Source organism: Streptomyces sp. NBC_01669, from assembly GCF_026339735.1.
In the GTDB taxonomy this organism is placed as follows: Bacteria; Actinomycetota; Actinomycetes; order Streptomycetales; family Streptomycetaceae; genus Streptomyces; species Streptomyces yanii.
The window spans coordinates 8,962,906-8,989,528 of sequence record NZ_JAPEQG010000001.1; the positions used below are offsets into that span (position 1 = coordinate 8,962,906).

The 26,623-nt window shown below is 67.0% G+C and carries 26 protein-coding genes and 6 pseudogenes; 9 read left to right on the plus strand and 23 right to left on the minus strand.

Annotated features, from left to right (window positions below):
- Positions 1-29 precede the first annotated feature (29 nt).
- The 3 genes and pseudogenes from OG972_RS40170 to OG972_RS40180 form a co-directional block, all read right to left on the minus strand.
- Complete coding sequence (locus tag OG972_RS40170) at positions 30-170, minus strand: hypothetical protein (protein ID WP_266989990.1); 141 nt, start codon at positions 168-170, stop codon at positions 30-32.
- A 336-nt stretch (positions 171-506) separates the two neighbouring features.
- Positions 507-759 (minus strand): annotated as a pseudogene (locus OG972_RS40175) (5'-nucleotidase C-terminal domain-containing protein); the annotation flags it as partial.
- Positions 760-979: 220 nt separating this feature from the next.
- Positions 980-2,065: a sulfite oxidase gene (locus OG972_RS40180; protein ID WP_266989992.1), complete on the minus strand. Its 1,086-nt coding sequence runs from the start codon at positions 2,063-2,065 to the stop codon at positions 980-982.
- A gap of 418 nt (positions 2,066-2,483) precedes the next feature.
- On the opposite strand from OG972_RS40180, the pseudogene OG972_RS40185 reads away from it, so the two are divergent.
- Positions 2,484-2,978, plus strand: a pseudogene (locus OG972_RS40185) (integrase core domain-containing protein); the annotation flags it as partial.
- A 44-nt stretch (positions 2,979-3,022) separates the two neighbouring features.
- On the opposite strand, the pseudogene OG972_RS40190 reads toward OG972_RS40185, so the two are convergent.
- The 4 genes and pseudogenes from OG972_RS40190 to OG972_RS40210 form a co-directional block, all read right to left on the minus strand.
- Positions 3,023-3,184 (minus strand): annotated as a pseudogene (locus tag OG972_RS40190) (helix-turn-helix domain-containing protein); the annotation flags it as partial.
- Between the two features lie 240 nt (positions 3,185-3,424).
- Entirely contained in the window at positions 3,425-4,567 is a 1,143-nt protein-coding gene (locus tag OG972_RS40195; protein ID WP_266989994.1) for an SUKH-4 family immunity protein, read from the minus strand.
- Positions 4,568-4,612: 45 nt separating this feature from the next.
- Positions 4,613-4,771, minus strand: a complete 159-nt coding sequence (locus OG972_RS40200) for a hypothetical protein (RefSeq protein WP_266989996.1) — start codon at positions 4,769-4,771, stop codon at positions 4,613-4,615.
- Positions 4,772-5,371: 600 nt separating this feature from the next.
- Complete coding sequence (locus tag OG972_RS40210) at positions 5,372-5,710, minus strand: hypothetical protein (RefSeq protein WP_266989998.1); 339 nt, start codon at positions 5,708-5,710, stop codon at positions 5,372-5,374.
- A gap of 128 nt (positions 5,711-5,838) precedes the next feature.
- Here OG972_RS40210 and OG972_RS40215 point away from each other — a divergent pair, with 128 nt between their 5' ends.
- The 3 genes from OG972_RS40215 (at position 5,839) to OG972_RS40225 (ending at position 8,526) form a co-directional block, all read left to right on the plus strand.
- Positions 5,839-6,051 (plus strand): hypothetical protein, encoded by a 213-nt coding sequence (locus tag OG972_RS40215; RefSeq protein WP_266990000.1) that lies wholly within the window; start codon positions 5,839-5,841, stop codon positions 6,049-6,051.
- A gap of 1,402 nt (positions 6,052-7,453) precedes the next feature.
- The gene (locus OG972_RS40220) at positions 7,454-8,110 is read left to right on the plus strand and encodes a YeeE/YedE family protein (protein WP_266990002.1); all 657 of its coding nucleotides are present in this window, start codon (positions 7,454-7,456) and stop codon (positions 8,108-8,110) included.
- On the plus strand, positions 8,110-8,526 hold the full coding sequence (locus OG972_RS40225) for a YeeE/YedE thiosulfate transporter family protein (RefSeq protein WP_266990003.1): 417 nt from the start codon (positions 8,110-8,112) through the stop codon (positions 8,524-8,526). Before OG972_RS40220 ends, OG972_RS40225 begins: the two co-directional genes overlap by 1 nt.
- A gap of 326 nt (positions 8,527-8,852) precedes the next feature.
- Here OG972_RS40225 and OG972_RS40230 read toward each other — a convergent pair.
- Both OG972_RS40230 and tnpA read right to left on the minus strand, forming a co-directional pair.
- Positions 8,853-9,319: pseudogene (locus tag OG972_RS40230) on the minus strand (hypothetical protein); the annotation flags it as partial.
- Positions 9,320-9,489: 170 nt separating this feature from the next.
- The gene (gene tnpA / locus OG972_RS40235; protein ID WP_266990005.1) at positions 9,490-9,918 is read right to left on the minus strand and encodes an IS200/IS605 family transposase; all 429 of its coding nucleotides are present in this window, start codon (positions 9,916-9,918) and stop codon (positions 9,490-9,492) included.
- Between the two features lie 52 nt (positions 9,919-9,970).
- On the opposite strand from tnpA, the gene OG972_RS40240 reads away from it, so the two are divergent.
- On the plus strand, positions 9,971-11,170 hold the full coding sequence (locus OG972_RS40240; RefSeq protein WP_266990007.1) for a transposase: 1,200 nt from the start codon (positions 9,971-9,973) through the stop codon (positions 11,168-11,170).
- A 123-nt stretch (positions 11,171-11,293) separates the two neighbouring features.
- On the opposite strand, the gene OG972_RS40245 is transcribed toward OG972_RS40240, so the two are convergent.
- The 5 genes from OG972_RS40245 to OG972_RS40265 form a co-directional block, all read right to left on the minus strand.
- Positions 11,294-11,956 carry a hypothetical protein gene (locus OG972_RS40245; protein WP_266990009.1) on the minus strand — a complete coding sequence of 221 codons (663 nt, stop codon included), beginning with the start codon at positions 11,954-11,956 and terminating at the stop codon, positions 11,294-11,296.
- Between the two features lie 101 nt (positions 11,957-12,057).
- Complete coding sequence (locus OG972_RS40250) at positions 12,058-12,240, minus strand: hypothetical protein (protein ID WP_266990011.1); 183 nt, start codon at positions 12,238-12,240, stop codon at positions 12,058-12,060.
- A complete protein-coding gene (locus tag OG972_RS40255) occupies positions 12,237-12,359 on the minus strand; it encodes a hypothetical protein (RefSeq protein ID WP_266990013.1) in 123 nt (40 codons plus the stop codon). Before OG972_RS40255 ends, OG972_RS40250 begins: the two co-directional genes overlap by 4 nt.
- A gap of 790 nt (positions 12,360-13,149) precedes the next feature.
- Positions 13,150-13,521 carry a hypothetical protein gene (locus OG972_RS40260; protein WP_266990015.1) on the minus strand — a complete coding sequence of 124 codons (372 nt, stop codon included), beginning with the start codon at positions 13,519-13,521 and terminating at the stop codon, positions 13,150-13,152.
- 70 nt (positions 13,522-13,591) lie between these two features.
- The gene (locus tag OG972_RS40265; protein ID WP_266990017.1) at positions 13,592-14,254 is read right to left on the minus strand and encodes an NADPH-dependent F420 reductase; all 663 of its coding nucleotides are present in this window, start codon (positions 14,252-14,254) and stop codon (positions 13,592-13,594) included.
- Between the two features lie 1,335 nt (positions 14,255-15,589).
- Here OG972_RS40265 and OG972_RS40270 point away from each other — a divergent pair.
- Positions 15,590-16,192, plus strand: coding sequence for a ParA family protein (locus tag OG972_RS40270; protein ID WP_266990019.1), 603 nt, complete (start codon positions 15,590-15,592; stop codon positions 16,190-16,192).
- A 139-nt stretch (positions 16,193-16,331) separates the two neighbouring features.
- On the opposite strand, the gene OG972_RS40275 is transcribed toward OG972_RS40270, so the two are convergent.
- The 7 genes and pseudogenes from OG972_RS40275 to OG972_RS40310 form a co-directional block, all read right to left on the minus strand.
- Positions 16,332-16,529 carry a hypothetical protein gene (locus OG972_RS40275; RefSeq protein ID WP_266990021.1) on the minus strand — a complete coding sequence of 66 codons (198 nt, stop codon included), beginning with the start codon at positions 16,527-16,529 and terminating at the stop codon, positions 16,332-16,334.
- A 69-nt stretch (positions 16,530-16,598) separates the two neighbouring features.
- Positions 16,599-16,745, minus strand: a complete 147-nt coding sequence (locus OG972_RS40280; protein WP_266990023.1) for a hypothetical protein — start codon at positions 16,743-16,745, stop codon at positions 16,599-16,601.
- Between the two features lie 802 nt (positions 16,746-17,547).
- Positions 17,548-18,339 (minus strand): ABC transporter permease, encoded by a 792-nt coding sequence (locus tag OG972_RS40290; RefSeq protein ID WP_266990025.1) that lies wholly within the window; start codon positions 18,337-18,339, stop codon positions 17,548-17,550.
- Positions 18,336-19,028 (minus strand): annotated as a pseudogene (locus OG972_RS40295) (ATP-binding cassette domain-containing protein); the annotation flags it as partial. The pseudogene OG972_RS40295 and the gene OG972_RS40290, both read right to left, overlap by 4 nt.
- A 269-nt stretch (positions 19,029-19,297) precedes the next feature.
- Positions 19,298-19,624 carry a DUF1048 domain-containing protein gene (locus OG972_RS40300; protein WP_266990027.1) on the minus strand — a complete coding sequence of 109 codons (327 nt, stop codon included), beginning with the start codon at positions 19,622-19,624 and terminating at the stop codon, positions 19,298-19,300.
- Position 19,625: 1 nt separating this feature from the next.
- Positions 19,626-19,982 carry a DUF1048 domain-containing protein gene (locus tag OG972_RS40305; protein WP_266990029.1) on the minus strand — a complete coding sequence of 119 codons (357 nt, stop codon included), beginning with the start codon at positions 19,980-19,982 and terminating at the stop codon, positions 19,626-19,628.
- Positions 19,979-20,305 (minus strand): PadR family transcriptional regulator, encoded by a 327-nt coding sequence (locus OG972_RS40310; RefSeq protein ID WP_189110929.1) that lies wholly within the window; start codon positions 20,303-20,305, stop codon positions 19,979-19,981. Before OG972_RS40310 ends, OG972_RS40305 begins: the two co-directional genes overlap by 4 nt.
- Before the next feature lie 1,121 nt (positions 20,306-21,426).
- Here OG972_RS40310 and OG972_RS40315 point away from each other — a divergent pair.
- Positions 21,427-22,287: a LysR family transcriptional regulator gene (locus OG972_RS40315; protein ID WP_266990035.1), complete on the plus strand. Its 861-nt coding sequence runs from the start codon at positions 21,427-21,429 to the stop codon at positions 22,285-22,287.
- A 237-nt stretch (positions 22,288-22,524) separates the two neighbouring features.
- Here the strand turns inward: OG972_RS40315 and OG972_RS40320 are convergent, their stop codons facing one another.
- Positions 22,525-23,754, minus strand: coding sequence for an MFS transporter (locus tag OG972_RS40320; protein WP_266990037.1), 1,230 nt, complete (start codon positions 23,752-23,754; stop codon positions 22,525-22,527).
- A gap of 252 nt (positions 23,755-24,006) precedes the next feature.
- Between OG972_RS40320 and OG972_RS40325 the strand changes: the two genes are divergently transcribed.
- Positions 24,007-25,194 carry an FAD-dependent monooxygenase gene (locus tag OG972_RS40325; protein ID WP_266990039.1) on the plus strand — a complete coding sequence of 396 codons (1,188 nt, stop codon included), beginning with the start codon at positions 24,007-24,009 and terminating at the stop codon, positions 25,192-25,194.
- A 179-nt stretch (positions 25,195-25,373) separates the two neighbouring features.
- Positions 25,374-26,153 (plus strand): annotated as a pseudogene (locus OG972_RS40330) (IS5 family transposase); the annotation flags it as partial.
- Between the two features lie 112 nt (positions 26,154-26,265).
- Here the strand turns inward: OG972_RS40330 and OG972_RS40335 are convergent.
- Positions 26,266-26,607 carry a YciI family protein gene (locus OG972_RS40335; protein ID WP_056627301.1) on the minus strand — a complete coding sequence of 114 codons (342 nt, stop codon included), beginning with the start codon at positions 26,605-26,607 and terminating at the stop codon, positions 26,266-26,268.
- Positions 26,608-26,623 lie beyond the last annotated feature (16 nt).

The following is a 26,623-nucleotide window of genomic DNA, read 5'->3' on the forward strand; positions in this document are numbered from 1 at the left end:
CATCACGGGGCCCGCCTCGATGGCAGTGGTCAGCAGTCCTTGCCGGCCTTGTTGCCGACCGGACGGCGGCGGGCCTCGGGCTTCGCCTTGGCCACGGGCTTCTGGGCGGCAGCCCACTTGGCGCCGGGCTTGCGGGTCTTCTTGACGGGGGCGATCTTGTGGAAGCTCATGAGGTTGTCCCTTTCTCCGTGCTGCTTTTTCCTTTGCCGTAAGCCCTGTTCGGCTTCGACACGGAAAACACTATGCGGGCTCCGGACCGCAAAAGACCAAATCCGATGAGACCTCCATTAATTGCCGCTGAGTTCGCTTCTCATCTATTCTCAGGAACCAAACAGGCTTTCACGCAGAATTTATCCGCGATCACGGGGGCAGTCCGCGCCCTTTCCTTTTTCACACAGAACTTACCTGTGTCCGGCACAAGCAAGCGGGGCGGCCGACGGGACCCACCGGGTCCACACCGACCGCCCCGCCGCGGCTTTCAGTTCCTCATGTGCCTCTCGAGTGCCTCACTTGACGACCGTGATCCGGTCGGCCGTCGGCACGGGATACGGCGTCGCGCCCGATGAGCTCGCCGTCAGATACGACTCGAAGGCCGCCAGGTCGTCGCCGCCGACGAGCATGTTCGTGCCCTTGCCGAGCTCGGCGAAGCCGTCGCCGCCGCCCGCGAGGAAGGAGTTCAGTCGCGACGTGGTGCGTGGCAGCCGGATCGATCGGCGCGCCGTTCAGCTTCACCGAGTCGGTCACGACCGGGGCGGCACCTGCACCTCCCTCGTGGGAGGCGCGATCAGCGGACCGTAGTGTCGCGAGCGGCGATGGCGTTCCATCAGACGTGGCGAGTCTGAACCTCGTCGGCGAGCGTGGAACGACGCACCGTGTAGCCGTTGAAGGCGTTCAACCGGGTCTTCAAAGTTGAGCGGTGCGGAGGTGTCCGCGGGTTCGCCGGCGTGCCGTCGGGATCTGCGTCCCGGCCGCCCGGCTTTCAGTGGTCGCAGGTGACGTGGAGGCGGGCCCAGGCGTTGTTGGCGTAGCCCTTTGGGTTCCAGACCGTCGCTGGGGACTCGGGCTGTACGGCTGCGGCGGAGTCCCAGGCGCGGGCGAGGAGTTCCGTCTCCCCTGCCGGGAGGGTGAGTGTGGCGCGCCAGTGCTGCCACGTCCATGGGCTGTCCGGTGCGTTCAGATCAGCGTGGACCCACGTGGTGCCGCCGTCGGCGGACACGTCCACGCGTGTCACCGTGCGGTCGTCGCCGGCGAAGGCCACGCCGGTGACCTCGGTAGGTCCGGACGGCAGCTGGGCGCCTTTGCCGGGCCGCAGGATGGCGATGTGAATGACGACCGGCCCGAGCGTGATGCCGTCGCCTGGTCCTGCCTTGTGGGGGTCGGCCTCGGGAGGCAGGAGGCTGTATTCCCACTGGAAGTAGTTGTCGGACGGTTCGGTCTGTGCGGTGATGCGCTGGAGCCATTTGACGCTGCGGGCGCCGATGTAGCCCGGGACGACGGCGCGCAGCGGGGCGCCGTGCGCGACGGGAAGAGCCTGATCGTTCATCGCCCAGGCCAGGAGCACCTCGCTGGAGGTGGCCTTCGCCGCCGGTATGGAGGCGCCGAAGGGCTGTGGCGGGTCGACGTCCTGTGACACGTCGGCACCGGTGAAGGCGATGTGGGCCGCTTCTGCCTGCAGCCCTGCCTCGGTCAGTACATCCGCCAGGCTCACACCGGTCCACCACGCTGTGGAGATGGCTCCGGGGCCCCAGGGGACCTGGCCGGGTATGTCGCGGAACTCCACGAGGTCGGCGCGGCGATTGCCCGCGCACTGCAAAGTGGCGAGCACTTTGCGTTCGGGGAAGCGGCGCCGCAGCTCGTCCAGCGACAATTCCAGCGGGCGGTCGACCGTGCCGTCCACCCGTAGCCGCCAGCTCGCCCCGTCCAAGCGGGGGATTGGGGCATGGTTGCGGCCATAGAAGGTGTCCAGAGAGGTGACCGGGTCCACGAGCGCGCCAGGAGGTGGTTCAGCGTTGTAGGGCTCGGTCTGGTGCACGATCATGTCGTCTCGTTTGTCCCATATGCCCATATCGCCACTATGCTCGAAGTCCTTCCAAGCGGCACTTTCGATCCCGCTCGGTTTCGGCGACAGCTGCGCATCGCCGCGGCCTCCAGTAGGAGAGCGAGTCATGGGCAAGGAACGCCCCGGGGGTGACACAGATCCATCCCACGCCCGAGATCATCTGGCGGACGAGCGCTGCGGTTGCCGATAAATCATCCGTGCAGGTGGCAGCCTTGAGCGCCGATCTCTGGGCGGCACCCGCTGCTCGTCCCGCGATCTTCACGGGACAGGTGCCGGGCGGCATCATGATCTGTCGTGCTGCTGCGCCTGACCTACCTCGCCGTGACCAACACCTTCGCGCTCCTGCGCCTGCCGCCGATGAGCGATCGGGACAAAAGACATCGAGATCCTCGCGCTGCGGCACCAACTGCTGGTCCTGCAGCGCATCGAGCACGCCACCAGACGCGTCCGGGTCCTGGGCGCCACCGCGCACCCCGGCGCGCAGTGGATCGTGCAGCTGGGGCGTAACCTCGTCATGGACCTGCAGGACGCAGGCGGCCGGGCCAGGTTCCTGATCCGCGACCGGGACTCGAAGTTCACACAGGCCTTCGACGCCGTGCTCGCCGACGCCGGGCTGGAGGTCGTCACCAGCGGTGTCCGGATGCCCCGAATGAACTCCATCATGGAGCGCTGGATACAGACCTGCCGCAGGGAGCTGCTGGACCGCACCTTGATCTGGAACCGAAGCCACCTCCTGCACGTGCTCCAAGAGTTCGAATCGTTCTACAACGGGCATCGGCCGCACCGGCCCCTCGGCCAAGCCGCCCCGCTCCGCCCGCTACCTGAACCGATCACCGAACCAGGACAGTTCGTGCATCTGGAGGTCCACCGACGAGACCGGCTCGGCGGAACCCTGCATGAGTACCAACATGCCGCCTGAGCAGGTCGGATGATTAATCGGCACCCGCAGAGTCGCGGTCGACCTGGCGAGCCCTTCGACAGCACCCCGTCCTCGCCCTGCTCGCGCCAGGCCCGGCGCCACCGCTCCACCGACCGCTCGCTCACCCGTAGCGCGGCAGCAATCTCCCCATTTTTCTGCCCGCCTTCGAAGCGCTCCACGGCCTCCAGCCGTAACCGCTCCCGCATGCCCCTCTCGGCGTCGGTCAGCCCACCACCCTGCGCATACCTCACGCCCCAGAGCTACCGGCACCAGCCTGCGGGTGTCAGGCGAACGGCCCCGACATCATCCAATCAAGTTCAGTACCGAGAGGCCCCTCCTACATGTGCCGATACCGCAATGATCACCCGATCCAGAACCCAGTTCGACTGATCAATCCCGCTGAACGGTATGCGGAAGCCTTCTTAGGCGGACTCAATCGAATCCCGTCACCCGGCATCCAATACGGACTCAGTCGCGTAATCGCCCATCATGATGTCCGAGGTCATCTCATGCCAGTATCCACCCTCAACGAATGCTTCCGGGTCCACCTCCCGCACGAGGCGTAGTACATCGTCAGCAGCTGATTCCCATTCTTCCTCGCCGGCATCCTGCGAATAGAACGGAAACCGCTCGATCACCGCTTGAATGCACGCCGTAAAATTTCGCAGGGATGAGTTGACAGGGTTGGTCGATTCGAATTCATCGTTGGACTCCACCACCGCACCGGTGACCGTGTTCAGCAGGACGGCGCCACTCGCCCCCGTGTAACCGAGGCGGACGAACCGCGTACCGCCGATGTCGACGGTCTCGAGATCTTCCGCCGCCCAGTATGCGTGCCCGACCGACTCCAGCGGGACTTCGAGTGACGACTGGGCGCCCTCCAGCAGAACCATGGAAAACGTGGGCATTTTCGATTCGTCGCCCACCGACTTTTCATTAACCATGGAAAACCTCCCAGATGGGCCCGATATGTTCAAAGTTGACATCTCCATGGTGTCCTGCGAGGTCGCCGCGTCCGGCGCGATCGTGATTGTCGGATCGATCGCTACCGGGTACTGCCGCTCCTTGGCCGCCAGCCACTTGGTGTCCGGCGTGACCGTGAGCTGCCATTTGTCGCCGTCACGGGTCAGCCTCTGGGCGACCTTGGTGGAGTAGATGCCACCCGTCGGCGACAGCGCGTCCTCCTTGGCGTCCGTCATGTACGGCGCCGGGATCACCATCACCGGGCTGTTCGGCAACTCACCGAACAGCGCGACCGAGCCATCCTTGCGGGCCTTGGGGGTCAGCCCCGCCGTATCGAGCGTGAAGGTGTACGAGACCGGGCCCACCGGGGCCCGGTCCAGAACGATGTTCTCCTTCACCTGGCCACGGCCGACCTTGTACTCCAGGTCGGCACCGTTCGCAGCGTCCTGATAGGTGACCGTGTCACCCTTGATCCTCGGCTTCAGGCTCGCGTTGTCGGCATCCAGGCCCATGGTGACCGAGCGGCCGTCTGGCGACTGGAAACGCAGCAACTTGCTCGCGTCCGAGCCGAACCAACTCTTTCCGATGTTCGCGGTGTTGGAGAAGCCGAAGCCCTTGACCTTCAAAGGACGCACCGCGGTGTCGATCGGCAGCCAGGACTTGCCGGACTTTTAATCCACCGGCACAGCCGACAGCTCGGCCTCCACCCGGCCGTCCGACATCTGCCAGAACCGCGCCTGCGAAGTCCGCTTACCCGTCAGCTCCTTGACCCGCTTGGCAGCGGGAAGTCTCTTCCCCTTCGGCAGCTTCTGCCGACTTGGTATCTCCAACTTGCCACCTTTGGGCGGTGACTTGTCGTTGTTGTCGTCGGAAAACCATCCCTTGACGGTGTCGACGAACCAGCGGCAGTTGCCGCATGTGCGGCAGCCGGAAGACCTCGTGCAGCCGTTCGGTCTCCGCGTCGATGCCGCGCTGGCGGCCGGCCTTCTTCAGCAGCGCCCGCAGCTGGGCGCGGGTGAGCTTGGCGGCCTGCCCCGGGGTGGGGGCGGAAGCCAGGATGACCAGTGCGCCGGGGAAGTATTCGTGCAGGTGGGAGCAGAGTTTGTTGCTGGCCTGGGTGCGGTCCCCATCGGGGGCCGGGCGAAGTTGCCGAGGCCGCCGAGCACCGTTCCGCGGCGGCGGACGAGCGCGGTGAGCCGTTCGGCCGCCAGCGGCAGAGTCGGCTGCGCCACGCAGGCGGAGACGACGTCCCGCAAGCCCCGTTCGCCGCCCGTGGCCCAGGCACGTGCCTGCTTCGTCATCTGCAGGAGCTGTCCTGTGCGGGCCAGCCTGTGCAGGTGAAGCGGGTTGGCGTCGGCAATCGGATCGGCCCCGCAGCCGGTCAGGAGGGTGTCACGGCCCAGTTCCGCCGCGGCGGCATGGAGCCTGCTTCAAAACGGGGCGCGGAAGGCGTGCGCATGAGGCTCGTCCGTGTACCCCGCGTGGTGCCAAAAGTCGTCGAAGTCGGCCACGTCATCGACATCGATCATCATCGGGTGGGCCGCGGGCATATGACGGCGGATCGCTTCCATCGCCTCGTCGAGGTACGGCTGTTCCTCGTCTGCTTCGACTCCTTGCCGGACTCGGCCGGACAGGAAGACGACTCCGGCGATGCCGACCTGCTCTGTCTGCTCCTGGGCGACCAGGCCGAACCCGGCTTGCGGGACTGGGGCTGCGAGGCGCTCCTGCGGTTGTACAGCGCCCCGGATTGCCCACCGGCTCCGCCGCACGCGACTGACCGTCCCGCCCCCTCCCCGGCAGGGCGCAACGCTTTGTGGGTGCCGTGCGGCTGGGTGGGTCCGCTGTGCTTTCCCGCACCGCCGCACGGCGTGCCGGTTGCGCCGTATGTTCGGGGCTGATGGGGGGAAGTGCTGCGACCCAGCTCGGCAGCGATGGCGCGGACCGTGGCCTTCTCCCGCAAGCGGTCGGCTATGTGGATGCCGTCGGCTTCGCGCAGGTGCGGGTCCCGGTCCGCCGCTCCGCAGTGGCCCCCGCGCTCAGCAGCCCCGGCCTGTTCCTGCTCTCATCCGGCAGTGTGGTCAATGTTCGCCGGCCGGAGCCTGAGCACTGAGCAGGACCAGGGTGGGGATGAGAGTGGGGGCGACGAAGAGGTCACGGTGACCGTCTCGCTGACCGTCACTGAAGAGGTCACCTAGGTTCCCCCGAGATGCGGGGAGAGTTGACAGTGGGTCAGATGGGGCCTTTCATCCAATCGGCCAGCCGGGTCCACCAGCCACCCCTTGGTCGGTCTGACGAACTCCCTGGGCGCCGGGCGACGCGTGTGGGTCGTGAGGGCTCGCCCGACCCGACCGACACCGCTTCCAATCGAGCCGTGGCCTCTGGTGACCAACTGCGCGCGCGCCTGCCCGCCGCCGACTCACACGTGCACTGCTGAGGCATTGGCACGCCGATGAGTACTTGCTCGACATGCCTCCCGCACCCCTCATAGGTCGCCTTCAGGCACGTCGGACAGACAACACGTCGGCACATGATTCCCCTCCACTAGCGTCTTCATTTACGATCTGCAATATTCACGCCCTCGCCACGACCAACTCAAATATTCGCACCCTCTTCACAAATGACTGCCTCGCGCCAACAGAGGCCACGGCCATGAGCGCGAATTGTGATCGAAGTGACCTCGCTGTCAGCCGCGAATATCCGGACATGGGAGATAGGCGAGCACATCCATCGCGTGGCATGTCTCGCTAAGTGATGTCAAGTGGTCTGGTTGAAAAACTCCCTGAGGTTGCTCGGGACACCGAAACAATGGTTGCATCACGCCTGAACGCGGTGACGGGAAGTCACAGTACGGTGCCGTGCCTGCATTCCTCGACGCTTTGAGATCGTCGACCGGGCGCGACAAGGACAAGAACCGAGAACGGCAACCGCCCTCCCCGAACGGGCGGTGTGTGCCGGTCAGGACGGAGTAACGTGGCTTGCTCGCACGCCGTAGGATGTCCCCTTTTCCCCCTACTCAGGGCGAGCTTGCAGGGCTGGCGCGACTACTACTGCGACAGCGAGGATCGATGGCACGACTGTGCGCGCTACCAGTTGTCACTCACCGGCGAGCGCGTGCCCATCAGTCTGTTGCCCAACGGACACCACGCGCACCACCTCACAGTCGAGGCCGACGCGGGCCGGTCCGGCGCGGCCAACTCAAGGCAGGCACCCCGACAGGCCCCGCCGTCACAGCCCGATCCCCGGTCACCGGAGATCGCGTCTGGGTCCCAACCGGCCCCGGCCCGACCGGCAGAGCCGTATGGACCTGGAACCGCGGCGCCTGAGAGCACAGCCCACTTCGGAACGGCACCGTTTGAAACAGCACCCCCGCCGCCACCGGCCTGGCATCACCAGCCGTCACCATCCGTACAGTTTGCCCAGCCGGCAGATCACCTCGTTCGACACAGCCGGCAAGCGCCCAGCTCGAAGCGCGGCTGGTGGGCTCGATTCACCGAATGGATGGGAGGCCCCGCATGAGTAACTACTGGCCCTGGTGGGCCGGCGCTGCCGGGCTCGCTCTCGTCACCATCAACTACACCCTCACCACGGATCGCTCTTTTGGGGTGTCGTCCGCGTGGGATCGCGTGTTGCACTGGCGCCGCGAACGCCACCTCGAGGAGATGGACGAGGAGTTCGCCGACGATCAAGCGCTCGCTGAGGCGCTCGCCGCAGCTACGGCGGAGCACTTCGGCACCGGCACCGGCGCGTCCACCCTGCCACAGGTTCCGTACGGGAATTCGCAGCCACTCGAAGCGGATACCGCACCAGCGGCGAGCGAGAGCCCCGCGGCAACGAGCCTGCGCCCGGCCCCGCTGGTCACCCAGGCTGCCCTGCTGATATCGATCTTCCTCGGCGGATTGATCGCTGCGGTCACCTCCGGGCGGTTCCACCTCCGCTACGACATGGGCCCGGGTTTTCGGAACCTGGTCACCGCCAGTCCGACCGCCATGATCGCCCTGCTGTTCGTGGGAGGCGTGCTGGTCGGCTTTGGCACTCGGCTGGCCGGTGGGTGCAGCTCCGGCCACGGACTCAACGGCTGCGGCCGTCTGCGCCCGGTCAGCATCGTCGCGACCGCCGTGTTCTTCGGCACCGCCATCGTGGTGTCGTTCCTCCTGTGGAAGGTGATCTGATGCGTACCCGGGGCGCGATTCTGCTGGCCAGCATCATCACCGGACTGGCCCTCGGCTATACCGTCACCAACATCGGCTTCGGCGATTACGCCGAGCTGAACCGCATGTTCACCTTCCAAGACCTGCGCATGCTCCTCTCCTTCGCCGGCGCCGTGGTGATCATCGTGTGCGCATTCGCTCTGCTGCGGGTCCGCCGCACCCCAGGGCGGATCCACGCCGGCGTGATCCCCGGCGCCGTGTTGTTCGGTACGGGCTGGGCGATCTCAGGTGGGTGCCCGGCAATCCCGATCATCCAGGTCGCCAGCGGATACCTGCCCGCCCTGGTCACCATCGTCGGCGTCATCGTCGGTATCCGGCTGTGCCGCTGGGCCAACGCCCGTTACTTCCACCTCGACCGCGGCTCCTGCGGACTTTAGCCAAGGGTGTCCACCGACACGACTCACCAAGCAAGGGTCTTCAACTGTTGGGTGATTGGCTTACGGAGCCGTAGCGATGCTGCATCACGGGGGCTTGAGGATCCGGTAGCCGGTTGCGCGTTCCTGCCCTTGGAGGGCGCCTGCGGACTCCGTCATCGCCCGCTGGTGTGGGTATGTGGCGACGGGGCTCGGGCCGTGTCTTTGTGTGAGGGTCGTTCGTTAGTCCGATCAAAGCGCCGGGGGTGGCCGCTTCGGAGGGCTGACCGGGATCGTGCGGAAAAGGAAGAGGGGTGGGTGTGGCCAGGTTGATGGCGACGGCCACCAGTCATGTGACGTCGGGCGACCTCCGCCAGGGCGCGGTCGCAGCCGGTCATCACGGCCAGGATGTCGATGATCTGCTCGTGCCAGATCGCCACCCCGTACGTATCGCGCAGCACGGGTTTCTCCCGACGGTGTTCGAGTCCTGGATCAGGGCGAAGGCGAACTGGTCGTTCAGCGGCACGTGGTCGGGATTGTCGAGGTCGATCGGCCGGCCGGTCGTGCGGCGGATCTCGGTGACGGCGTGCGCCATCGCCGACTGCATCCGCACCTCGAGGACGTCGAGCTTGAGCAGGCCGAGGTCTTCGACGCCTTCCTTGTGGGCCTGGACCATCGGGTACTGCCCGCCCGGCGTCGGCTGCACCGGCAGCCGGCCCAGCAAGGTTGCGTTCGACAGGATCACGCCGCACGGGTGCATCGCGATCCCACGCGGCAGTGCGTCGAGGCCTTCGGCGAGTTCCTACAGCGGACCGTGCGAGTTGGCCTACGTCGGGGGCGCACACTCTGTGGTGGGGAGGCTGCGCCTGGGACTCGTTCGCCATCCCTGTTCTTGCGTGGGTATCCCCGGCTTCAGCCGGGGAGGGAAACGCGTCCTAAGCCCGGAGGCGCGAAGCGCCGGAGTTCGCTCCGCCTCTGTCGTTGCGGTCAGATAGGCCGCTTCTGGCCTTCGATGTACTGGCGGATCACGGTCAGCGGTGCACCGCCGCATGATCCTGCGAAGTAGGAGCGGGACCAGAACACTGCCCCCATGCCGATCCGGTTGATGCGGCCGGTGTACTCGGCCCGCAGGTACCGGGAGCTTACGCCCTTGAGGGAGTTGATCAGTTTAGACAGGGCGACTTTCGGCGGGTAGTGCACCAACAGGTGCACGTGATCCGCCTCGCCGTTGAACTCGCGTAGCTCTGTCTCGAAGCTGGCGCAGACCTCTCGCATGATCTCCTCGCACCGTTTGAGCATGGCGTCATCGAAGATGTCACGCCGGTACTTGGTGACGAACACCAAGTGTGCGTGGAGGTTGTAGGTGACGTGCCGTCCGGTGCGGATATCGGGGTTTGGCTTCCAGCGTGGTGACATACGCCAAGCGTAGTATGATCAAGCGAGCCAACGTGGAAGGGGGGTGGGCCGGATGATTCGTGCGTACAAGTTCCTTATGCGGCCCACCATGGGCCAGACGATCGCACTGGGCGAGATGCTGCGCGATCACTGCTCCCTCTACAACGGTGCCTTGCAGGAACGCCGTGACGCGTACCGGCACGTATCGAAGACGAGCATCAAGTACGGGATGCAGTCCGCGCAGCTCAAGGAGATCCGGGTGCACGACCCGGAGCGTCAGGGCCGGTGGTCCTTCTCCTCCCAGCAGGCGACGCTTCGCCGTCTCGGCAAGGCATTCGCCGCGTTCTTCCGCCGCGTCAAGGCGGGGGAAACGCCGGGCTACCCGCGCTTCCGTGGCGTGAACTGGTTCGACACGGTCGACTTCCCCAAGGACGGGGACGGCTGCCGCTGGGACTCCACTCCGCACGACCCGGTCACCCGCGTCCGCTTCCAAGGTGTCGGGCACGTCAAGGTCAACCAGCACCGGCCGGTGGTCGGCAAGGTCAAGACCGTGTCCCTCAAGCGTGAGGGCAAGCGCTGGTACGTGATCCTGACCGCCGAGCAGACCGCGCCTAAGCCGCTTCCCGCGACCGGCTCTGTGGTCGGCATCGACATGGGCATAGCCAACTTCCTTGCCGACTCGGGCGGCGAGTTCATCGAGAACCCCCGGCACGGGCGGAAGGCCGCCGCGAAGCTCGAAGCGGCACAGCAGGCTGTCGCTCGGTGCAAGCGCCGCAGCAACCGGCGTAAGAAGGCCGTCCAGAAGGTTGCGGACCTGCACCGAAAGGTCCGCCGTCAGCGCCTCGATCATGCACACAAGACCGCGTGGGGCCTGGTCCGCGAACACGACTTCATCGCGCACGAAGACCTTAAGATCCGCAACATGGTCAAGGCCCCCGCACCGAGGCCCGACCCCGACCAGCCGGGCAGCTTCCTGCCCAACAGGGCCGCCGCAAAGGCCGGACTCAACCACTCGATCTCGGATGCCGGATGGGGGGTGTTCCTGACGATCCTGCACGCCAAGGCTGAAAGTGCCGGACGAGACGTGATCGCTGTGGACCCCCGCAACACCTCCCGGACCTGCCCCGAATGCGGGCACGTCGCAGCGGAGAACCGGCCCACACAGGAGAAGTTCCACTGCGTCTCGTGCGACCACAGCGCGCACGCGGACACGGTGGGCGCCCTGAACGTTCTACGGGCCGGGCTGGTCCGTCGCGAAGCCGCACCGGCATAGCGAGAAGCCCCCTCGTTCACGAGGGGGAGGAGTCACGTCGCTATCTTGCCAGGACGGCGATCGGGCGGGCTGGCACCACACCATCGCCCGCTTCACACCCCATCTCAATCGCGGGGGAACTCGTTAGCTGGAGCCCCGTGACGGCACCGGGTCCGCAGAGGTGTCGCGGGGGCTGTTCGCCGGCTCCGCAGTTGCAGCGTCCCCTTCTCCACGAGAAGCCTCGCGCATGAGCTGCTCTCTGGCTGTCGGTCCGATGAAGGGCTTGAGGAACCTGCTGAGCAACGGGATGGATGAGACCAGTCGTAGAGCAGTGGACGTGTAGAGGAGCATCAGGGGAGGGACGAAAGCGCCCACCAGCAGCATGACGAATCCGGCACCAGCGATCAGGGTCACGTTGCGGGCCATGTCGGGGGAGGGAGCTCGTTCGGTGGTGGCGAGCCAGCGAACGAGGTACAGCTCTGCCAGAACATGGAGGACGGCCAAAACGCCCCAGACAACGGCGAAAAGACCCTCAAAGATCTTTGCTTGCCCAGGAGGCTTCCGGTTCTCAGCCTCCTGGCCGGATGAAGTGTCGGCATCGGCTTGGCTGCCGGCTTCCTGGCTCAGGATCCGGTACATGGCCGCTCTGATCTCACGGTCGAGCGAGGGTGCCTTCTTGGCGACGTACGTGGTGGAGAGCTTTTGGACCTCGGCCCAGCCCAGCAGCAGGATGATGGGGATGACTGTCACCATCGCCGAGGCGAACTCCTCGGTCATCTTGAAGTTGCCCGTCATGTAGCCGCCCATCGCGCCTCCCCGTAGCCCAGTCGCCGGATAGGAAGGTAGCGGAACATTGCTTCGCGGCCGAACCGCTCACACGGGCCAACTGCTCTGCATCGAAAGGCAAGTCAGAAGTCAGCGGCCGCGTGGGCGACGACGGTGAAGTGCGCGCCGACGAGCGCGTCCTCGAGTTCCTCGGCGTCCAGTCGTTCGCGCACTATGCGCAGCAGCCACTGCGCGGGGTCCTGTCCGTCGCGTTCGGCGGCCGCGGCGATGGGCTGCATGTCGGTGTCGGTGAACAGCTCCGTCATGGCCGGGACAGTAGCAGCGCGCCGGGGCGCAGCGGGGCGCCGAAGACCTGCATCACCAGGGTGCGGTGCGCGGCGTGCAGGTTGCGCACCGTCCTGGCCGACGCCGAGCCGGACACCATGCGCTTCCGCCTCTACCACCTGCCCGCCCGCCTCACCGACCGCGCCCGACGCCGATGGCTGCACGTCGACGCGACCTGGCCGTGGGTAGACACGTTCACCACCTGCCGGCAGCGGTTCACCGCCCTCGCGGCTGTCACCCGACGGCCGGGCACTGCCCCGACAAGGACCAGGAAGGAGGAGGCCGGCAGCAGTTCGGGCCCGTGTCGCGTTGGTGCCGGCGAGGGCGATGGAGGCGATCGCGTTCGTGGTCACGAGTGGGCCGATGAGGGGGTGCCGCCAGGTGTAGGCGAGGCCGGCCCGGATCTCGCTTCGTAGGCTCGGTCTTTCGGCGCGCGGGCTTGGGGCGGCCTCGGGGATGCGAATGGGCAGGGTGCACCAGGCGGTGACGAGGTAGGAGACCGCGTCGGCGGCGACCGCGCGGGCGGCGCCGATCACGCCGATCAGTCCGCTGGCGAGGGCGGGGCCGCCGATGTCGGCCAGCGTGTTGGCGCTGGCCAGTTTGGCGTTGGTCTCAGGAGCCGGTGCGGCGGCAGGAGGTGGGGATTGTACGAGAGGCTGGCCGTCATGCCCACGACGTGGCAGGAGCCGACCACGAAGGCCGCCACCCACAGCTGCATCAGGGTCAGCCTGCCGTAAGCGGCAGCCAGCGGAATTGACCCCGTTGCCGCCGCGCAAGAGCAATTGTCAAGAGTTGTGGATCGGGTGTGACTGAGCGAGACAGCTTTCGCTTGGGTGCGACGTCTGTCGTGGGCCAGTTGGACGCGGGTGACGGTCAGGTGGTCCCGCTGGTCAGGCGGGCCGCTGGGCGGGGAACAGTCGCTCGACGGCGGTGACGATGGCCTCTCGTCGGGCAGTCAGGAAGGTGTCGCGCTCGATGCCGGCCGCGGCGATGTCGGGCTGGTCGGCCCAGGAGGCGGCGATCTGGTTGACGAGAACGAGGATGTCGAGCGGGCCCCAGGCGGGATCGAGCTGCCCGGCCTCCTGGGCCTTGCGCAACTGCTCGGTCTTGTGGGCGACGGTCTGCCGGATTGGGTCGTCGGCTGCTCGTTCGGTGTCGCCCAGTTCCAGTCGACCCCAGGCCATCAGGCGGTACCGCTCGGGGTGGGCGGCGAAGTAGTCGTGGACGTGGCCCGCGTAGGCGGGCAGGTCGGTGGGGTCCATGCGGGTGGCCTCGGCGACGGCGGCGAGCTCGCGGCCGGAGACGAACCGGTACAGCTCCTCCTTGCTACCGCTAGGCCCGGAAGTCCGACTTGCGCTCGGGTGAGGCGTCGGCTAGAGCCTTCGTCACGCCGTCGACGTCGGCGCGGAGCCCGTAGACCGGGGTGCCGGGCTGCTGGCGCCAGGAGTCGTCGATGCCGCCGGCGTCGACGGTGTCGAAGCCGAGTTCATCGATCAGGGCGCGGACCCTCGTCTTGGCGGTCTCGTCGTCCGAGGCGACGGGCAGCGCGATCCGCTCGGGGTGCCCGGCCGGCCGCGGCATGGCGAGGATGTCCTGGGCGAGGGTGCCGTTGAACGCCTTGACGACCGGATGGCCGAGGTTCTGCTCGGTCCAGCGGCTCTCGGTCAGGCCGTCTTCCTCGATCGCGGCGATCCGTCCGTCGCGCTCCTTGGGGTAGTAGTTGCCGGTGTCGATGACGGCGAATCCCTCGGCCGCGCCGTCGAAGAGGCCGGAGGGCAGGCCGGGGACCCTTCGAAGCGGGATGGTCACCACGACGATTTCCGCGCCGCGGGCGGCTTCGCCGGCAGTGACCGGGGTGGCACCGGTCTCCTCGGCCAGGGCGGCCAAGGTCTCGGGGCCGCGGGAGTTGGCCACGGACACGTCGTGCCCGAGCGCGGTGAGGCGACGGGTGAGGTTGCCGCCGATATTGCCTGCTCCGATGATGCCGATTTTCATGAGTTGTCCTTCGAGAGTGGTTCGGTATCCGGCGTCGGCATCCAGCGTCGGTCAGACGGGGCTGCTGAGCGCGTCGAACTCGCCGTCGGTGAGGGTGATGAGCGCGGAACCGGTGTGCGCCGAGGGCGCCGGCTGCGCGGGGCTTGCCCCAGGGCCTGCCCGGCCGATCATGTGACTACTTCATATCCGGATCGTTGTTGTGGACATGGGGCGGCGCGATCTGACGGATGCCAATTCGTAGACGTGACGGACTCGGCCAAGCCGCGGTACGAGCACGTTCTCCTGGTCGAGCCCCGCGCGATGCCCGGTGAGCCGTACGACTTCGGGCCTGTGAACGTGCACGCGGGCGGGATCGCGTGGCACCGGAACCGGCTCTATGTCGCGGACACCAAGGGCGGTCTGCGAGTGTTCAACACCGATCAGATGTTCCGGGTCTCCACGGGCGGTCCCGCCAGGAGTTGGTGCGGGTACAACGCGGGGACGCGGAAGTACTGCGCGTACGGGTACCGGTATGCCCTGCCGCAGAGCCGGGCCTACGACAACGCGGGAGCGCGGCTCGTCTACTCCCAGGCCGCGATCGACCACTCGGCCGGCCCACCGACCCTCCTCGTCAGCGAGTTCAAGCGGTCGGGTACCTCGTGGGTGGTGCGATGGCACCTGAATCCCGTGACCGGTGCGATCACGACCGAAGAGGCTCGGGGCCAGGAGCAATTTTCCTTGCTGAGGATCCAGGGTGCGGTGAGCTGGCGGGGGCACCACTTCTTCTCGCTGAGCAACGGTACGAAGCGGCGGGGATGGCTGGCGGCGCGCGAGGTGTGGGCGACCCGGCCGGGCCTGTTCGGCCGCCTGTCGATCGGGCCGGAGGATCTCGGCTTCAGCGCGTACGGGGGAACCGGCGCATCTGGGGGCTGGGGGAGTACCCGGGCAGGCGCCACGTCTACGCGGTGCGGCTGCCGCGCTTCAGTCGTCCGCCGGGCATTCCGGGGCTCGACGAGGACTGACCAGGCCGCTGGGAAAACGGGGGAGCGGGGAGGCCACCGTCCACGTCGAGCGGTGGGAAAATGTCCGACATGGACGATCATGACCTCGTCACGCTGTTCCTCAACGCAGAGGTGATGCCGGGCCGGGGCGTCGACCAGATCCTGCCGCGTTTGGGTCTGGTATGAAGGGCTCCTCCACGGCATCGACGAATGCGTCCGTCTTGCGAAACTCTCCACCGTGTACGCCGTCTACAAGCAGGCCGTGCTTGACCTCCTCCGGGCAGGTTGAGGCCCCAAAATTGGCCGCCGACGGCGCTGCCTTGCCCGCGGCCTGGTGGTCCGTCTGCCCGATCACGTGGTCCGCGAGGTTGTGGCCGACCGCGAGCACCGCCCACGCTTCGGCGACCGGCTGCGAGTCCTGCCCTCCGCATTCGACGCCTTCCTCCTCGACTCCGGCCTCACGGTCTTCCGCGGCCCCCGCCACGCCGCCCTCGAACGCGCTCTCGCCTCCGTCGAAGAGCACTTCGATGTCATCGTCATCGACCCGCCGCCCAGCCTCGGCCTGGCCATGGACGCCGGGCTCGTCTACGGCCGCCAACGCGACGACGAAAAGCCCGGCGCCTCCGGCCCCGTCACCCCCGTTGAAGCGGAAGACACCTCCGCCCAGGCAAACGGAATGCTCATCAACCAGGTCGGATCACTCACCCGGGACTACGACATCGACGTCGACGTCGAACAGCTCGGACTCGTCGTGAACAAATACGACTCCCGACGCGGCTTCATCGCCACTTCCTCCCTCGACAAATGGAAGGCACTCGGCACCCCTCGCGTGCTCTCCGTCATCCCGGACGTCAAGGAACAGCGCGAAGCCGTCCGAGTCCAAAGGCCCCTCCTCGACTACGCACCCGAGTCCGACCAAGCCCAGAGCATGCGGCAGATCGTGCGGGAACTGGCATGAAGAAGGCAGAGTCCCTCGGCACATCCGCCACCGTCGACGCCGTCGCCCACCCCATCAGCAGCCGCGCCGCATCCTTCGCGCGCTACGCCGGACACGGCGAGGATGTCGCCCAGCCGCCATCAGTGAAGGCCACACACCGTCACCGACGCTGCGTGTCACGCAGATTGCCCATAATCCGTTCAACCCCTGGGAAGAACTCAAAGCGGTCGAAGACATGGCTGACAGTCTCACCGCACGAGGTCATCCAGCCTTCATCGTGGTGACCCGAGCGGCCTTCCTCCGCGCACGTCCCGGACACGAAGGCGATCTCGGGCTGGCCGCGTACGTCGTCGTCCACGGAAACCGCCGTCCTGCCGGTGCCCACATGGCCGGCCTCGACGTCGTCGTGGACGGCAAACCCGTGGAGTCATTCACGGACGCAGCTGAGGCCGATGAATACGCGGCGGAGATCCCGAACGCCCGGATCGTCGACGGGCTGCGCCTGCCGGACCGCGTCCTGGTCGAGCTGCTGGAGTGGGTTGTCGAGCTGTTCGGCGGAGGCGGCGGTCAGCACCCTCCTACGTCGTCTGGCGGCTCTGCAGCAGCATCGCCGCCGCCTGGGAGGCGTGGGACGGGAGTTTCGCCCTCCAACTCCAAGGGCCGCCGAGGGTTCCGAGTGCAGCTGCTCGGCCGGTGACGACCAGCCGTACTAGACCCACGGCGGGCGGACCCCGTGCCGCCCGTTCCACCCACTGAGTGCCGCCCCGGCCGTACCCTGCTGTGTGGCCGGGGCGAGGCTGTGTCAGAACGGGGGTTCGTCCGGCCAGGCCGGGACGGGCAGGAGCGGGAGGCGCAGCGTGCGCCGGGTGTGAGCGAACCATGGCCTTGTGCTGCCGGTGGACCGTGTCTTCCGGCACGCTCCGGTTGGCCGGGCGCGGTCCCTGCCGCTCGACACATACCGAGGCCGGCATCGACACCAGGACCGCGACGGCGCGCATCCCGTGACGTTCGTCGCGTCGATCACCGTCGTGGCCTTCCGGGCCATTCGGCGCTCCAGGATCAGGTGCAGGGCGTCGACCGCGTCGGCGGTCGCTGCGCACCCAGCCCGCGAACCCCGACATCCGACTCCTGAGGTAAGGGGCGCCCAGACCCGGCCCCGCCGTGTCCTCGACCTGGTCGCTGCCAGAACCGGTGCTCGCCGCGGCTGGTCGACTGCGAATCGATGTGGATCAGTGCGGTGTGGCGGGATCGGGCCAGAGCCAGCCCACCAAGGGCTGTGGCGATCACCCCCGCCACCGGCCGGGCATACGGGTGCAGATCTGCACGCGGACGGTGCGGGATGAGTTGCGGGGAGGTGGCCAGCGCGGTCGTCTCGGTTACTTCGGGTCGCGGTTGAACTGCGCCATCGACCAGCGGTAGCCGAGCGCGATCAGGCCGATGCACCAGGCGATCGCGATCCAGCCGTTGTTGCCGATCTCGGTGCCGAGGAGGAGGCCGCGGAGGGTTTCGATGGCGGGGGTGAAGGGCTGATACTCGGCGATCGGCTGGAACCAGCCGGGCATGGTGTCGGCCGGGATGAAGGCGCTGGAGATGAGGGGGAGGAGGATCAGCGGCATGGCCATGTTGCTGGCCGCCTCAGGGTTCGGGCTGGCCAGTCCCATGCCGACCGCAATCCAGGTCAGCGCCAGGGCGAAGAACACGATGAGCCCGAATGCTGCCAGCCACTTCAGGGCGGTTGCGTCCGTGGAGCGGAAGCCGATGGCCACGCCGATGGCGCCGACGAGGACCACGCTCATGACGGATTGCAGCACGCTACCGACAACGTGCCCGATGAGTACCGAAGGGCGGTAGACCGCCATCGTGCGGAAGCGGGCGATGAGGCCCTCGGTCATATCCATGGAGACGTACACCGCGGCCCCGATCACGGTGCTGCCGATGGTCATCAGCAGCAAACCCGGGACGATGTAGGCGATGTAGTCGGAGCGGTCGGCGCCGCCGCCGCCGATGCCCGCGCTCATCACGTCGCCGAAGATGTAGACGAAGAGCAGCAGCATCATGATCGGCGTGAGCAGCAGGTTCAGGGTCCCTGACGGGTAGCGCCGCGCGTGCAGCAGGTTGCGGCGCAGCATCGTGTTCGAGTCACGTACAGCGAGGGAGAGGGAGCTCATCGGACGTTCTCCTTCGGCTGGTTGGGAACGTTGGCTGGGCTGGTCAGGGCGAAGAACACGTCGTCGAGGTCGGGGGTATGGACAGTCAGTTCGTCCGCCTCGATGCCGGCGGAGTCGAGCCAGTCGAGAAGGGAGCGCAGTTCGCGCTGACTGCCGTCGCTGGGGATGGACAGCGACAGTGCCTCCTCGTCCCGGGTGACCTCGCGCAGGGCGTCAGCGGCGGACTGGTACGTGACCGGGTCGGTGAAGCGAAGCCGGATGTGCCCGCCCGGGATGAGCCGCTTGAGCTCCTCGGCAGTGCCCTCGGCGGCGATCTTGCCGTCATTCAACACAGCGATGCGGTCCGCGAGTTCGTCGGCCTCCTCCAGGTACTGGGTGGTAAGGAAGACGGTCACGCCGTCGGAGACGAGGCCGCGGATGATGCCCCACATGTTGTGGCGGGAGCGCGGGTCGAGCCCTGTCGTCGGCTCGTCGAGGAAGATGATCCGCGGGCTGCCGACCAGCGTCATCGCGAGGTCGAGGCGGCGCTTCATGCCGCCGGAGTAGGTCGAGGCGGGCTTCTTCGCGGCCTCCACCAGATCGAAGCGCTCCAGGAGTTCAACGCAGACCCGCCGCCCCTCGCTCTTGGACAGGTGGTGCAGGTCCGCCATGAGGAGGAGGTTCTCCTCGCCGGTGATCAGGCCGTCGACTCGGAGGCTGGAGACGCAGGGGGAGTGGAAGCTGTTTCGGAACCCGGGTTGAGTGACTGTCCGTGCTACACGTCAGTCGTGTCATCTTGGGGAATGGTGTCGAGCGGCCCGCCGCCGGAGACCTGCTCGCCGGGGGCATGGGCAGGACTGAGCCAGGTATCGCCAGCCTGCTCGACCACCTCGGTGGACAGGATCTACGGCGGCTTCCGGTGGCCGGTCGGCCCGCGCCTGTTTCCGCTGCGCTGAGGCGAACGAACCCGCGTGCGGGCTTACTTCTCGGCCGTGCCGGGTTCCCTGCTGATGGACTCCTGGTAGACGTCCGCATAGGTGCGTGAGTCCTTGACCAGGTCGTCGCAGAACGCGGCGACGTCATTGCCGATGAGTTGCAAGACCCCCTTGTCCGTGGCGGCGCCCTCCTCGAAGAAGTCGACGATCCCGGGGAGCAGGGGCCCGTCAGGAAGGTCGATCGGTCCGACCTTGAACAGGTACTTCTGCATCTCCTTGTAGACGATCTGGTAGTCCGGCGGGAGCGCCTTGACCCGAGCCATGTGCGCCCGCCACTGCTTCTTGCCCTCGATGATGTCCTGGATGCCCACGTCAGCCTCCCAGCCGGCTCAATTTCCTTGCGACGTTCCTGTTCAACTGCTCGCGCCACCGGTCGCGATAGGTTCGGGCCCCTTCTCCACCGGCCAAAGCCGTGCAAAAGCCTCGGATGTCGTCGCCGAGGACCTCGTGGACGCTCTGCCCGTCCGCCGCTGTTTCTTCGAGCAGCCCCAGGGCAGCGTCGAGGATCGGCATCAGGTTGCGGCCGGTGAAGTCCCCATGGGGAAAGAGGTAGCCCTTGATCTGTTCCCACGCCGCCCGGTAGTCGTCTGGCAGGGCCTCGGCCCGGGCTTCGAACGCCTTCCATTCCCTGGTGAGATCGCTGCCTGTGATGGTCTCCCAGAAGTTCATCTCCCGCCTTCCTTGAGCCTGTCGATGCGTGATGAGACGTACTGCCATTTCGTCCAGAACTTCGCGAGTTCCTCGCGTCCGGCGTCGTTGAGCGCGTAGAACTTGCGCGGCGGACCGACCCCCGATGGTCGTTTCGTCACCTGGACGAGTTTGTTCCTCTCCAGTCGCAGCAAGATGGTGTACACCGTCCCCTCGACGACGTCGGCGAAGCCGAGCTCGTTCAGCTGGCGGGTGATGGCGTACCCGTAGGTTTCCTCGCTGCCGATGATTTCGAGCACGCACCCTTCGAGCGTGCCCTTCAGCATCTCCGTCAGGTCGTCCATCGCGAGTCCTCCTCGGCCCTAGCGGTACTGCGTAGTACCGAGTACCGCTATACGGTATCACCGAGTAGTGGAGGATGTCAGTGCGGCAGTCTTGCCTTCTGCAGGCTTGGGGCTTCCCCTACCGCAACACGCTGAACTTGACAGAGAAGTCGTCGCTCACCGCGCCGCGCAGAGCGTCGAGGGAGAACACCTGGGACGCGGGCCAGGTGCGGGCGAGCGTCGACTGCCGGGCACTCCGTCGAGGAGGCGGTCGCCTTCGCTCGCCGCTTCCCGTCCTGGTGCGGCGTCGCGCCTGAAGTGCTCGCGGCGTTTGGTGCGGCGACGGCGGCCCTGTGGCGGGAGATCGCGGAGCAGAACGGCACCGTGTGGAAGCGGGCGATGGCTCAGCAGGCTGCCACGCTGGGGCGCGCTCTCGGTGCGCCTGTTTCTGAGGCCGGTGGCGCCTCTGCCAGTCACTGTCCCGGCCCACGCCGCTGACGCGGTCACGTGAGGCCGGATGCCCACCCGCCACGCTCGCCGGAGCGCGATCGTCCGCTGCGCCGATCGGCTGCGGGCGGATTTCACACGGAAGCGATGACTGGCATGGAGAAATCGGACCAGGGCCTCAAACCGCGAGGCCGAGATGGAGCCAGGCCCGATTCGGCGCGCCGTCGACCGCTCATCCACACAAAGACACGGCCCGAGCCCCATCGCCACATACGCACACCAGCGGGCGATGACGGAGTCCGCAGGCGCCCTCCGAGGGCAGGAAGGCGCAATCGGCTACCGGATCCTCCAGCCCCCGTGATGCAGCATCGCTACGGCTCCGTAAGCCAATCACCCAACAGTTGAAGCCCCTTCGGCCTTCAAGCGGCTGAAGGAACCCTGCGGTCCGGCCGAAGAGTGGGAGCTGCGTATCGAAGACCGCGAGATTTCCGGCCCCGGAAAAGCCCCGGCTGCGAGGCCTCATAAACGATGAGAAAGCGCCCTTCCGGCAGAGCGCTGTCGGTGGCGTGTCGTTGCTGGTCAACGGGGGGATGGCGCTGCCACAAGTTCTGCAGCGGATACGATGAATTGTGGGGCGGTGATCTCGTAGAGAGATGATGGGCGCGGGATGCCGAATCGGAGAGGCGGCGAGGGCCATGGACCTGCGGCAGATGGAGGTTGTCGTCGCGGTCGCCGAGGAAGAGGGGTTCACGGCGGCGGCGCAGCGGCTGCACGTCGTGCAGTCCGCGGTGTCGACAACGGTCCGTTCGCTGGAAAAGGAGCTGGGCAGCAAGCTGTTCGAGCGCACCACGCACCGGGTGACGCTGACCCCGGCCGGTGAGGCGTTCGTACCGGCGGCACGTACGGCGCTGCGGGCTGCCGAGCAGGCCCGGGCCGCAGTCGATGCCGTGCGGGGGGAGCTTCGGGGGCGCGTCACCGTCGGCACGATGCAGGGCGTCTGGGCCGGACTCCACCGTGCTCTGGCGAGCTTGCGGGCGGAGCACCCGGGCGTGGTGGTCAACCTCCGGCAGGCGGCGGTGGCCGATATTCGGCAGGCGCTGCGTGAGGGCACGGTGGATCTGGCCGTTGTCGCATTCGATCGTCAGCAGCAACGGGGTTTGGTGACCCGGCTGCTGTCACGCGAGGAGATGGTGTTGTTGGCCTCGCCTGAGCGGGCTTTCGCCGATGACTCCGTGGTGACGTTCGCGGAAGTCGCACGTCTGCCCTTCGTGGACTTCACACCAGGCTGGGCGATCCGTTACGCAGTGGACCGGGCCTTCCGTGCGGCTCTCGTCGAGCGCAGTTACACCTTTGAGGTGAACGACATTGTCGCTGCGTCCGAACTCGTCCGGCACGATCTGGGCGTGTGCATCATGCCGGAGTCGATTGCCGCACGTTTCCCCGATCTGGCCGCGCGCCGATTCGCCCAGCACGCGCCTGGCTGGAAGGTCATGGTGGCGCGGCCCCGCGGCGAAGCGCCTCCGGCGGTTGCGGCACTGCTGCGGCATATCACGTAAGGCAGTGTTCCCTCGGATACGTCCGTGACCGCTGGTATCGGAGCCCGCAGGGAGGGGCTCGCTGCAGGGCGAGGGCCGGCGTGGTTGGTCCCGTGAACGACATCCTGTCCGTCCAGGACACCGCACCCGCTTCAGCCGGGAGGGGTGTCTTCCTGGGCTGAAGCGGGTGCGTCCTGTGGTCGGCAGTGGCCTGTGGTGGCCTGGCGTATCAACGCGCCGTCGGTGGGTGTGTCGGGGTCAGCGTGTGGTTCGGGTTTGTGCCCGGCGTTCCGTGGTCCAGTAGAGCAGGGCCAGGACGGGCAGGGCGGCGCCGAGGATGGTGAGCGCGCTCCAGCCTCCGGCGTGGTAGACGATCGAGCCGAGCTGGGAGCCGGCGGCGCCGCCGAGGAAGAAGGTGGCGATGAACGCGCTGTTGAGGCGTGCGCGTGCGTTCGGATCGAGCTGGTAGATGGTGTGCTGGCCGAGGATGAGGGTGGTCTGCACCGCCATGTCGATCAGGATGGCGGCCAGGGCGATCAGGATGATGCTGTGCTGGCCGAAGCCCGCGAGGGCGAAGGCGACCGCTGCGACGACGAAGGCGACGCCGGTCATGGGGCGAACGAGCTTGCGGTCGGCCCAGTGACCCGCCACAGGTGCGATAGCGGCGCCGGCCGCGCCGACGAGGGCGAAGATGCCGACGCCCACCGGGGAGTAGTGGAAGTGGGGGCCGGTCAGGACGAAGGAGACGGTGGTCCAGAAGGCGCTGAAGACGGCGAACATGGCCGCCTGGTAGAGGCCACGGCGCAACAGCGCGGGGTGTGTGCGCACCAGCTGGACGGTGGAGCGCAGCACGTGGTGGTACGGGATGGTGGTGGTCGGGGCATGATGAGGCAGAGCCACGCGCAAGGCCACCGCGAGGACGGCCATCAGGACGGCGGAGCCGAGGAAGACGACGCGCCAGCCGGCGAGGTCGGAGACCAGACTGCTCAGCGTGCGGGAGAGCAGGATGCCGGTGAGCAGACCGCTCATCACCCGGCCGACGATGCGGCCCCGGGCGTGGTCGGGCGCGAGGCTCGCCGCGAAGGGCACCAGGATCTGGGCGACGACCGAGGTGGCGCCGCTGACCAGCGAGGCGATCAGCAGCATCGGGAAGCTGGTGGCAAGGCCGGTCGCCACCAGGGCGAGGGTCGTGACCGTCAGCAGGGCGGTGACGAGGTTCCGCTTCTCCAGCCGGTCGCCGAGCGGGACCAGGAAGAGCATGCCCACCACGTAGCCGACCTGGGTGAGGGTGATCAGTGCGCCGGCGGTGGCCGTGCTGGTGTGGAAGACGCTGCTCAGCGAGGACAGCAGGGGCTGGGCGTAGTACAGGTTGGCGACGGTCATACCGGAGGCGACGGCCAGGAGCGCGACCAGCCATCCGGGTACGCCGTGCGTGGCCTTTGCGGTGGTCGGCCGGTGTGGGGCCTGGAGCTGAGTGGATGCGGACACGGACACCTTCTCGGGAGTGAGCTGCGGATGCGGCTCGGGCAGAACACTGGTCGGTGTCTGAGCAGCGTCCTTGCTGCTCAGACTGTCACTCCAGCGTCTGGCGCACTGCATTGCTTCCCTCAACAAGGAGATGATTCGTGATGACGGTTATCTCGATTGCAGATGTCAGAGCTCAGGGAGGACGAGATGCCCTGGGCGCGCCGTGGCTTCGGTCCGCCGTAGATGCGACGATCAATGGTGCGGACGCCGCCCGTGGAACAGCGCAGGTTCACGATGGGTGAGAGGAACGCCTTCAAGGCGCTGATCATCGGTGGATCCGTCGGAGGTTTGGCGGCAGCGCACGAACTGGGATCCGTCGGTGCGGAGGTCGCTGTCTACGAACGGTCAGCCGGCCGGACCGAGCCCCGCGGGGCCGGGATCGTCATGCAGCCTGAGGTCGAGATGCTGCTGGAGCGGCTGGGATCGTCCGCGCGATCCGTGGGCGTCCTCCTGCACGAACGCCAGCAACTCCACTTCCATGGCAAGGCCGAGCGCTACAAAGCCCCGCAGTTGATGACTTCCTGGGACACCCTCTACCGCGCGCTTCGCGATCCGCTCACCGATGTGTGCTACCGCCTGGACAGCTCGCTCGCCCGTGTGCGGGTGGAAGGCCATGACGTCACGGCTGAGTTCTCCGACGGGTATACCGTGCGTGGCAACTTCCTTGTCGGTGCCGACGGAATCGGATCGGCCACGCGAAGACTTATCGACCCCGCTGCTCGTCCCGCGTACGCGGGCTACGTGGCCTGGCGTGGACTGGAGTCCGAATCCCGGGTGCCGGACGACTTGCTGGAGCTTCTTTCGGACCGATTCACATTCTTCGGTTCGCGTGGCATGCAAATGCTTTGCTATCTGGTTCCAGGGCCCAACGGCGAGTTGGAGGAAGGGGCGCGGCGGGTCAATTGGGTGTGGTATGTGAATGTTGCGGAGCGTAATCTTTCGAGGCTCATGGCGGGGCGCTCCGGAGAGCAGTTCGCACATTTCCTGCCGCCAGGGGAGCTGATGCCGGGGACGGTTGAGGAGGTCGGTGCCCAGGCGGATTCCTCCTTGCCGCCGCAGTTCGCCAGACTTGTTCGGCTGTCGGAAGTCTTCATGCAACCGGTATTCGACCTCCCTCCCTACCGCATGGTGGCCGATCACGCGGCCTTGATAGGGGATGCTGCGGGAACGGTCCGGCCGCACACTGCTTCAGGAACATCCAAAGCGTTCGGTGACGCTGCCGGCCTCGCCGCAGCGATGAACGGGTGGACGCCCTCGAAGGCGCTTCCCGCCCGGGGCCTCGAAGAATGGGAGGTCCGGCGGCTGGCACACTTGGCCAGGCTGTCGGAGATCGGAATCGAGTTGGCGGTGACATCCTCGCTCGGAGTGGCGAATGGCCGTCAGTTCTTCGACTCGGAATGACCATGTCCCGAGGCCGGGCAGGAGCACGCAATCAGGCAGAATTTCGGAGCCGCGTTCGGCAACATGCGTGAAGCGTGACGGTCGTGATCTGCCCTCCGGGCATGGCGACGGCCCCGGAATGATCACGTGGTGTGTGCCAGTGCGACAACTCCGAGGCCGTCAGCGGCCCATGCTGTCCGTCCAGCCTGACCGATGAGATGTGGGAGATCATCAAGCCGCTCCTTCCCGTGCGTGACCTGCGAAAAGGCGGCGGGGTGCGCAAGTACGGAGACCGGTTGGTGTTCGCCTCGGTTTTCTACGTGCTGCGGTCGGGCTGCCAGTGGCGGATGCTTCCGCGCGATCTGATGCCCTGGGACGCGGCCCACCGCTGGTTCACCAAGTGGCGCCGGGACGGTACCTGGGACCGCGTCCACGACGAGCTCCGCCGCCGGGTCCGGATCGGGGCCGGACGCGATCCCGAGCCGTCGGCCGCCGTGATCGACGCCCAGTCGATCAAGACCAGCGAGGGCGGCGAGGCGCGTGGATTCGATGCGGGCAAGCGAACGACAGAGCGGAAGAGACACGTGATCGTGGACACGACGGGCCTGCTGCTGGTCGTCGCCGTCACCTCCGCGTCCGTGCAGGACCGGGCCGGAGGCCGCGCCGTCCTGGCCCGGCTCGCCGTCGGCTTCCGCACGATCAGTCTGGTGTGGGCCGACGGCGGATACGCCAACTCCGTTGGTTCCACGCTGCTTTCATGGGCTCGCGACGCGTTGGACATCGTCGTCGAGATCGTGAAGGGGACCGACGACGTCAAGGGCTTCAAGGTCCTGCCCCGTCGGTGGGTGGTGGAGCGAAGTTTCGGCCGGCTGGTCCGAAACCGTCGGCTGGCCCGCGACTACGAAGGGCTGAGCGCGACATCCGAGGCCATGATCAAGGTGGCGGTGATCCGTCTGATGCTCGTCCGGCTCGCCGGGCAGCCATCGCGGTGGAGCCATGAATCCCACCGCAAGACCGCCCGAGCCAAGACCGTCGAGGACCTCATCGCGGCGTAATCAACCGGCCACCCGACAGGCTCTGAGGTTGCCCTCGTCAGCTGGCCGGGTCGTACTGGAACTGCCGGACCTCTTGCGAGCAGCGGCAGGCGACGGCGATCTTCGCGGCCCACTCGAGTGCTGCCTCCCGCGAGGGCAGCTCGAGAACGGTGTAGCCGCCGTTGGGCACTTTGTGGCCTGGGTACGTGCCCTCGGTGACGGTGCCGTCACCGGCCACGAGCACCGGGTCTACGTCCTCATCGATCCCGCCGCCGAAGACGTACACGCCCGCCGCCTTGGCCTCGTCGATGACGGCATGCGAGGCTTCGACCACCGCCTCGAAGTCCTCCTCGGGGAACACCATGGCCTCACCGGGGAACGAGATCAGGTACTTCGTCATTCGAGGACTCCTCTGC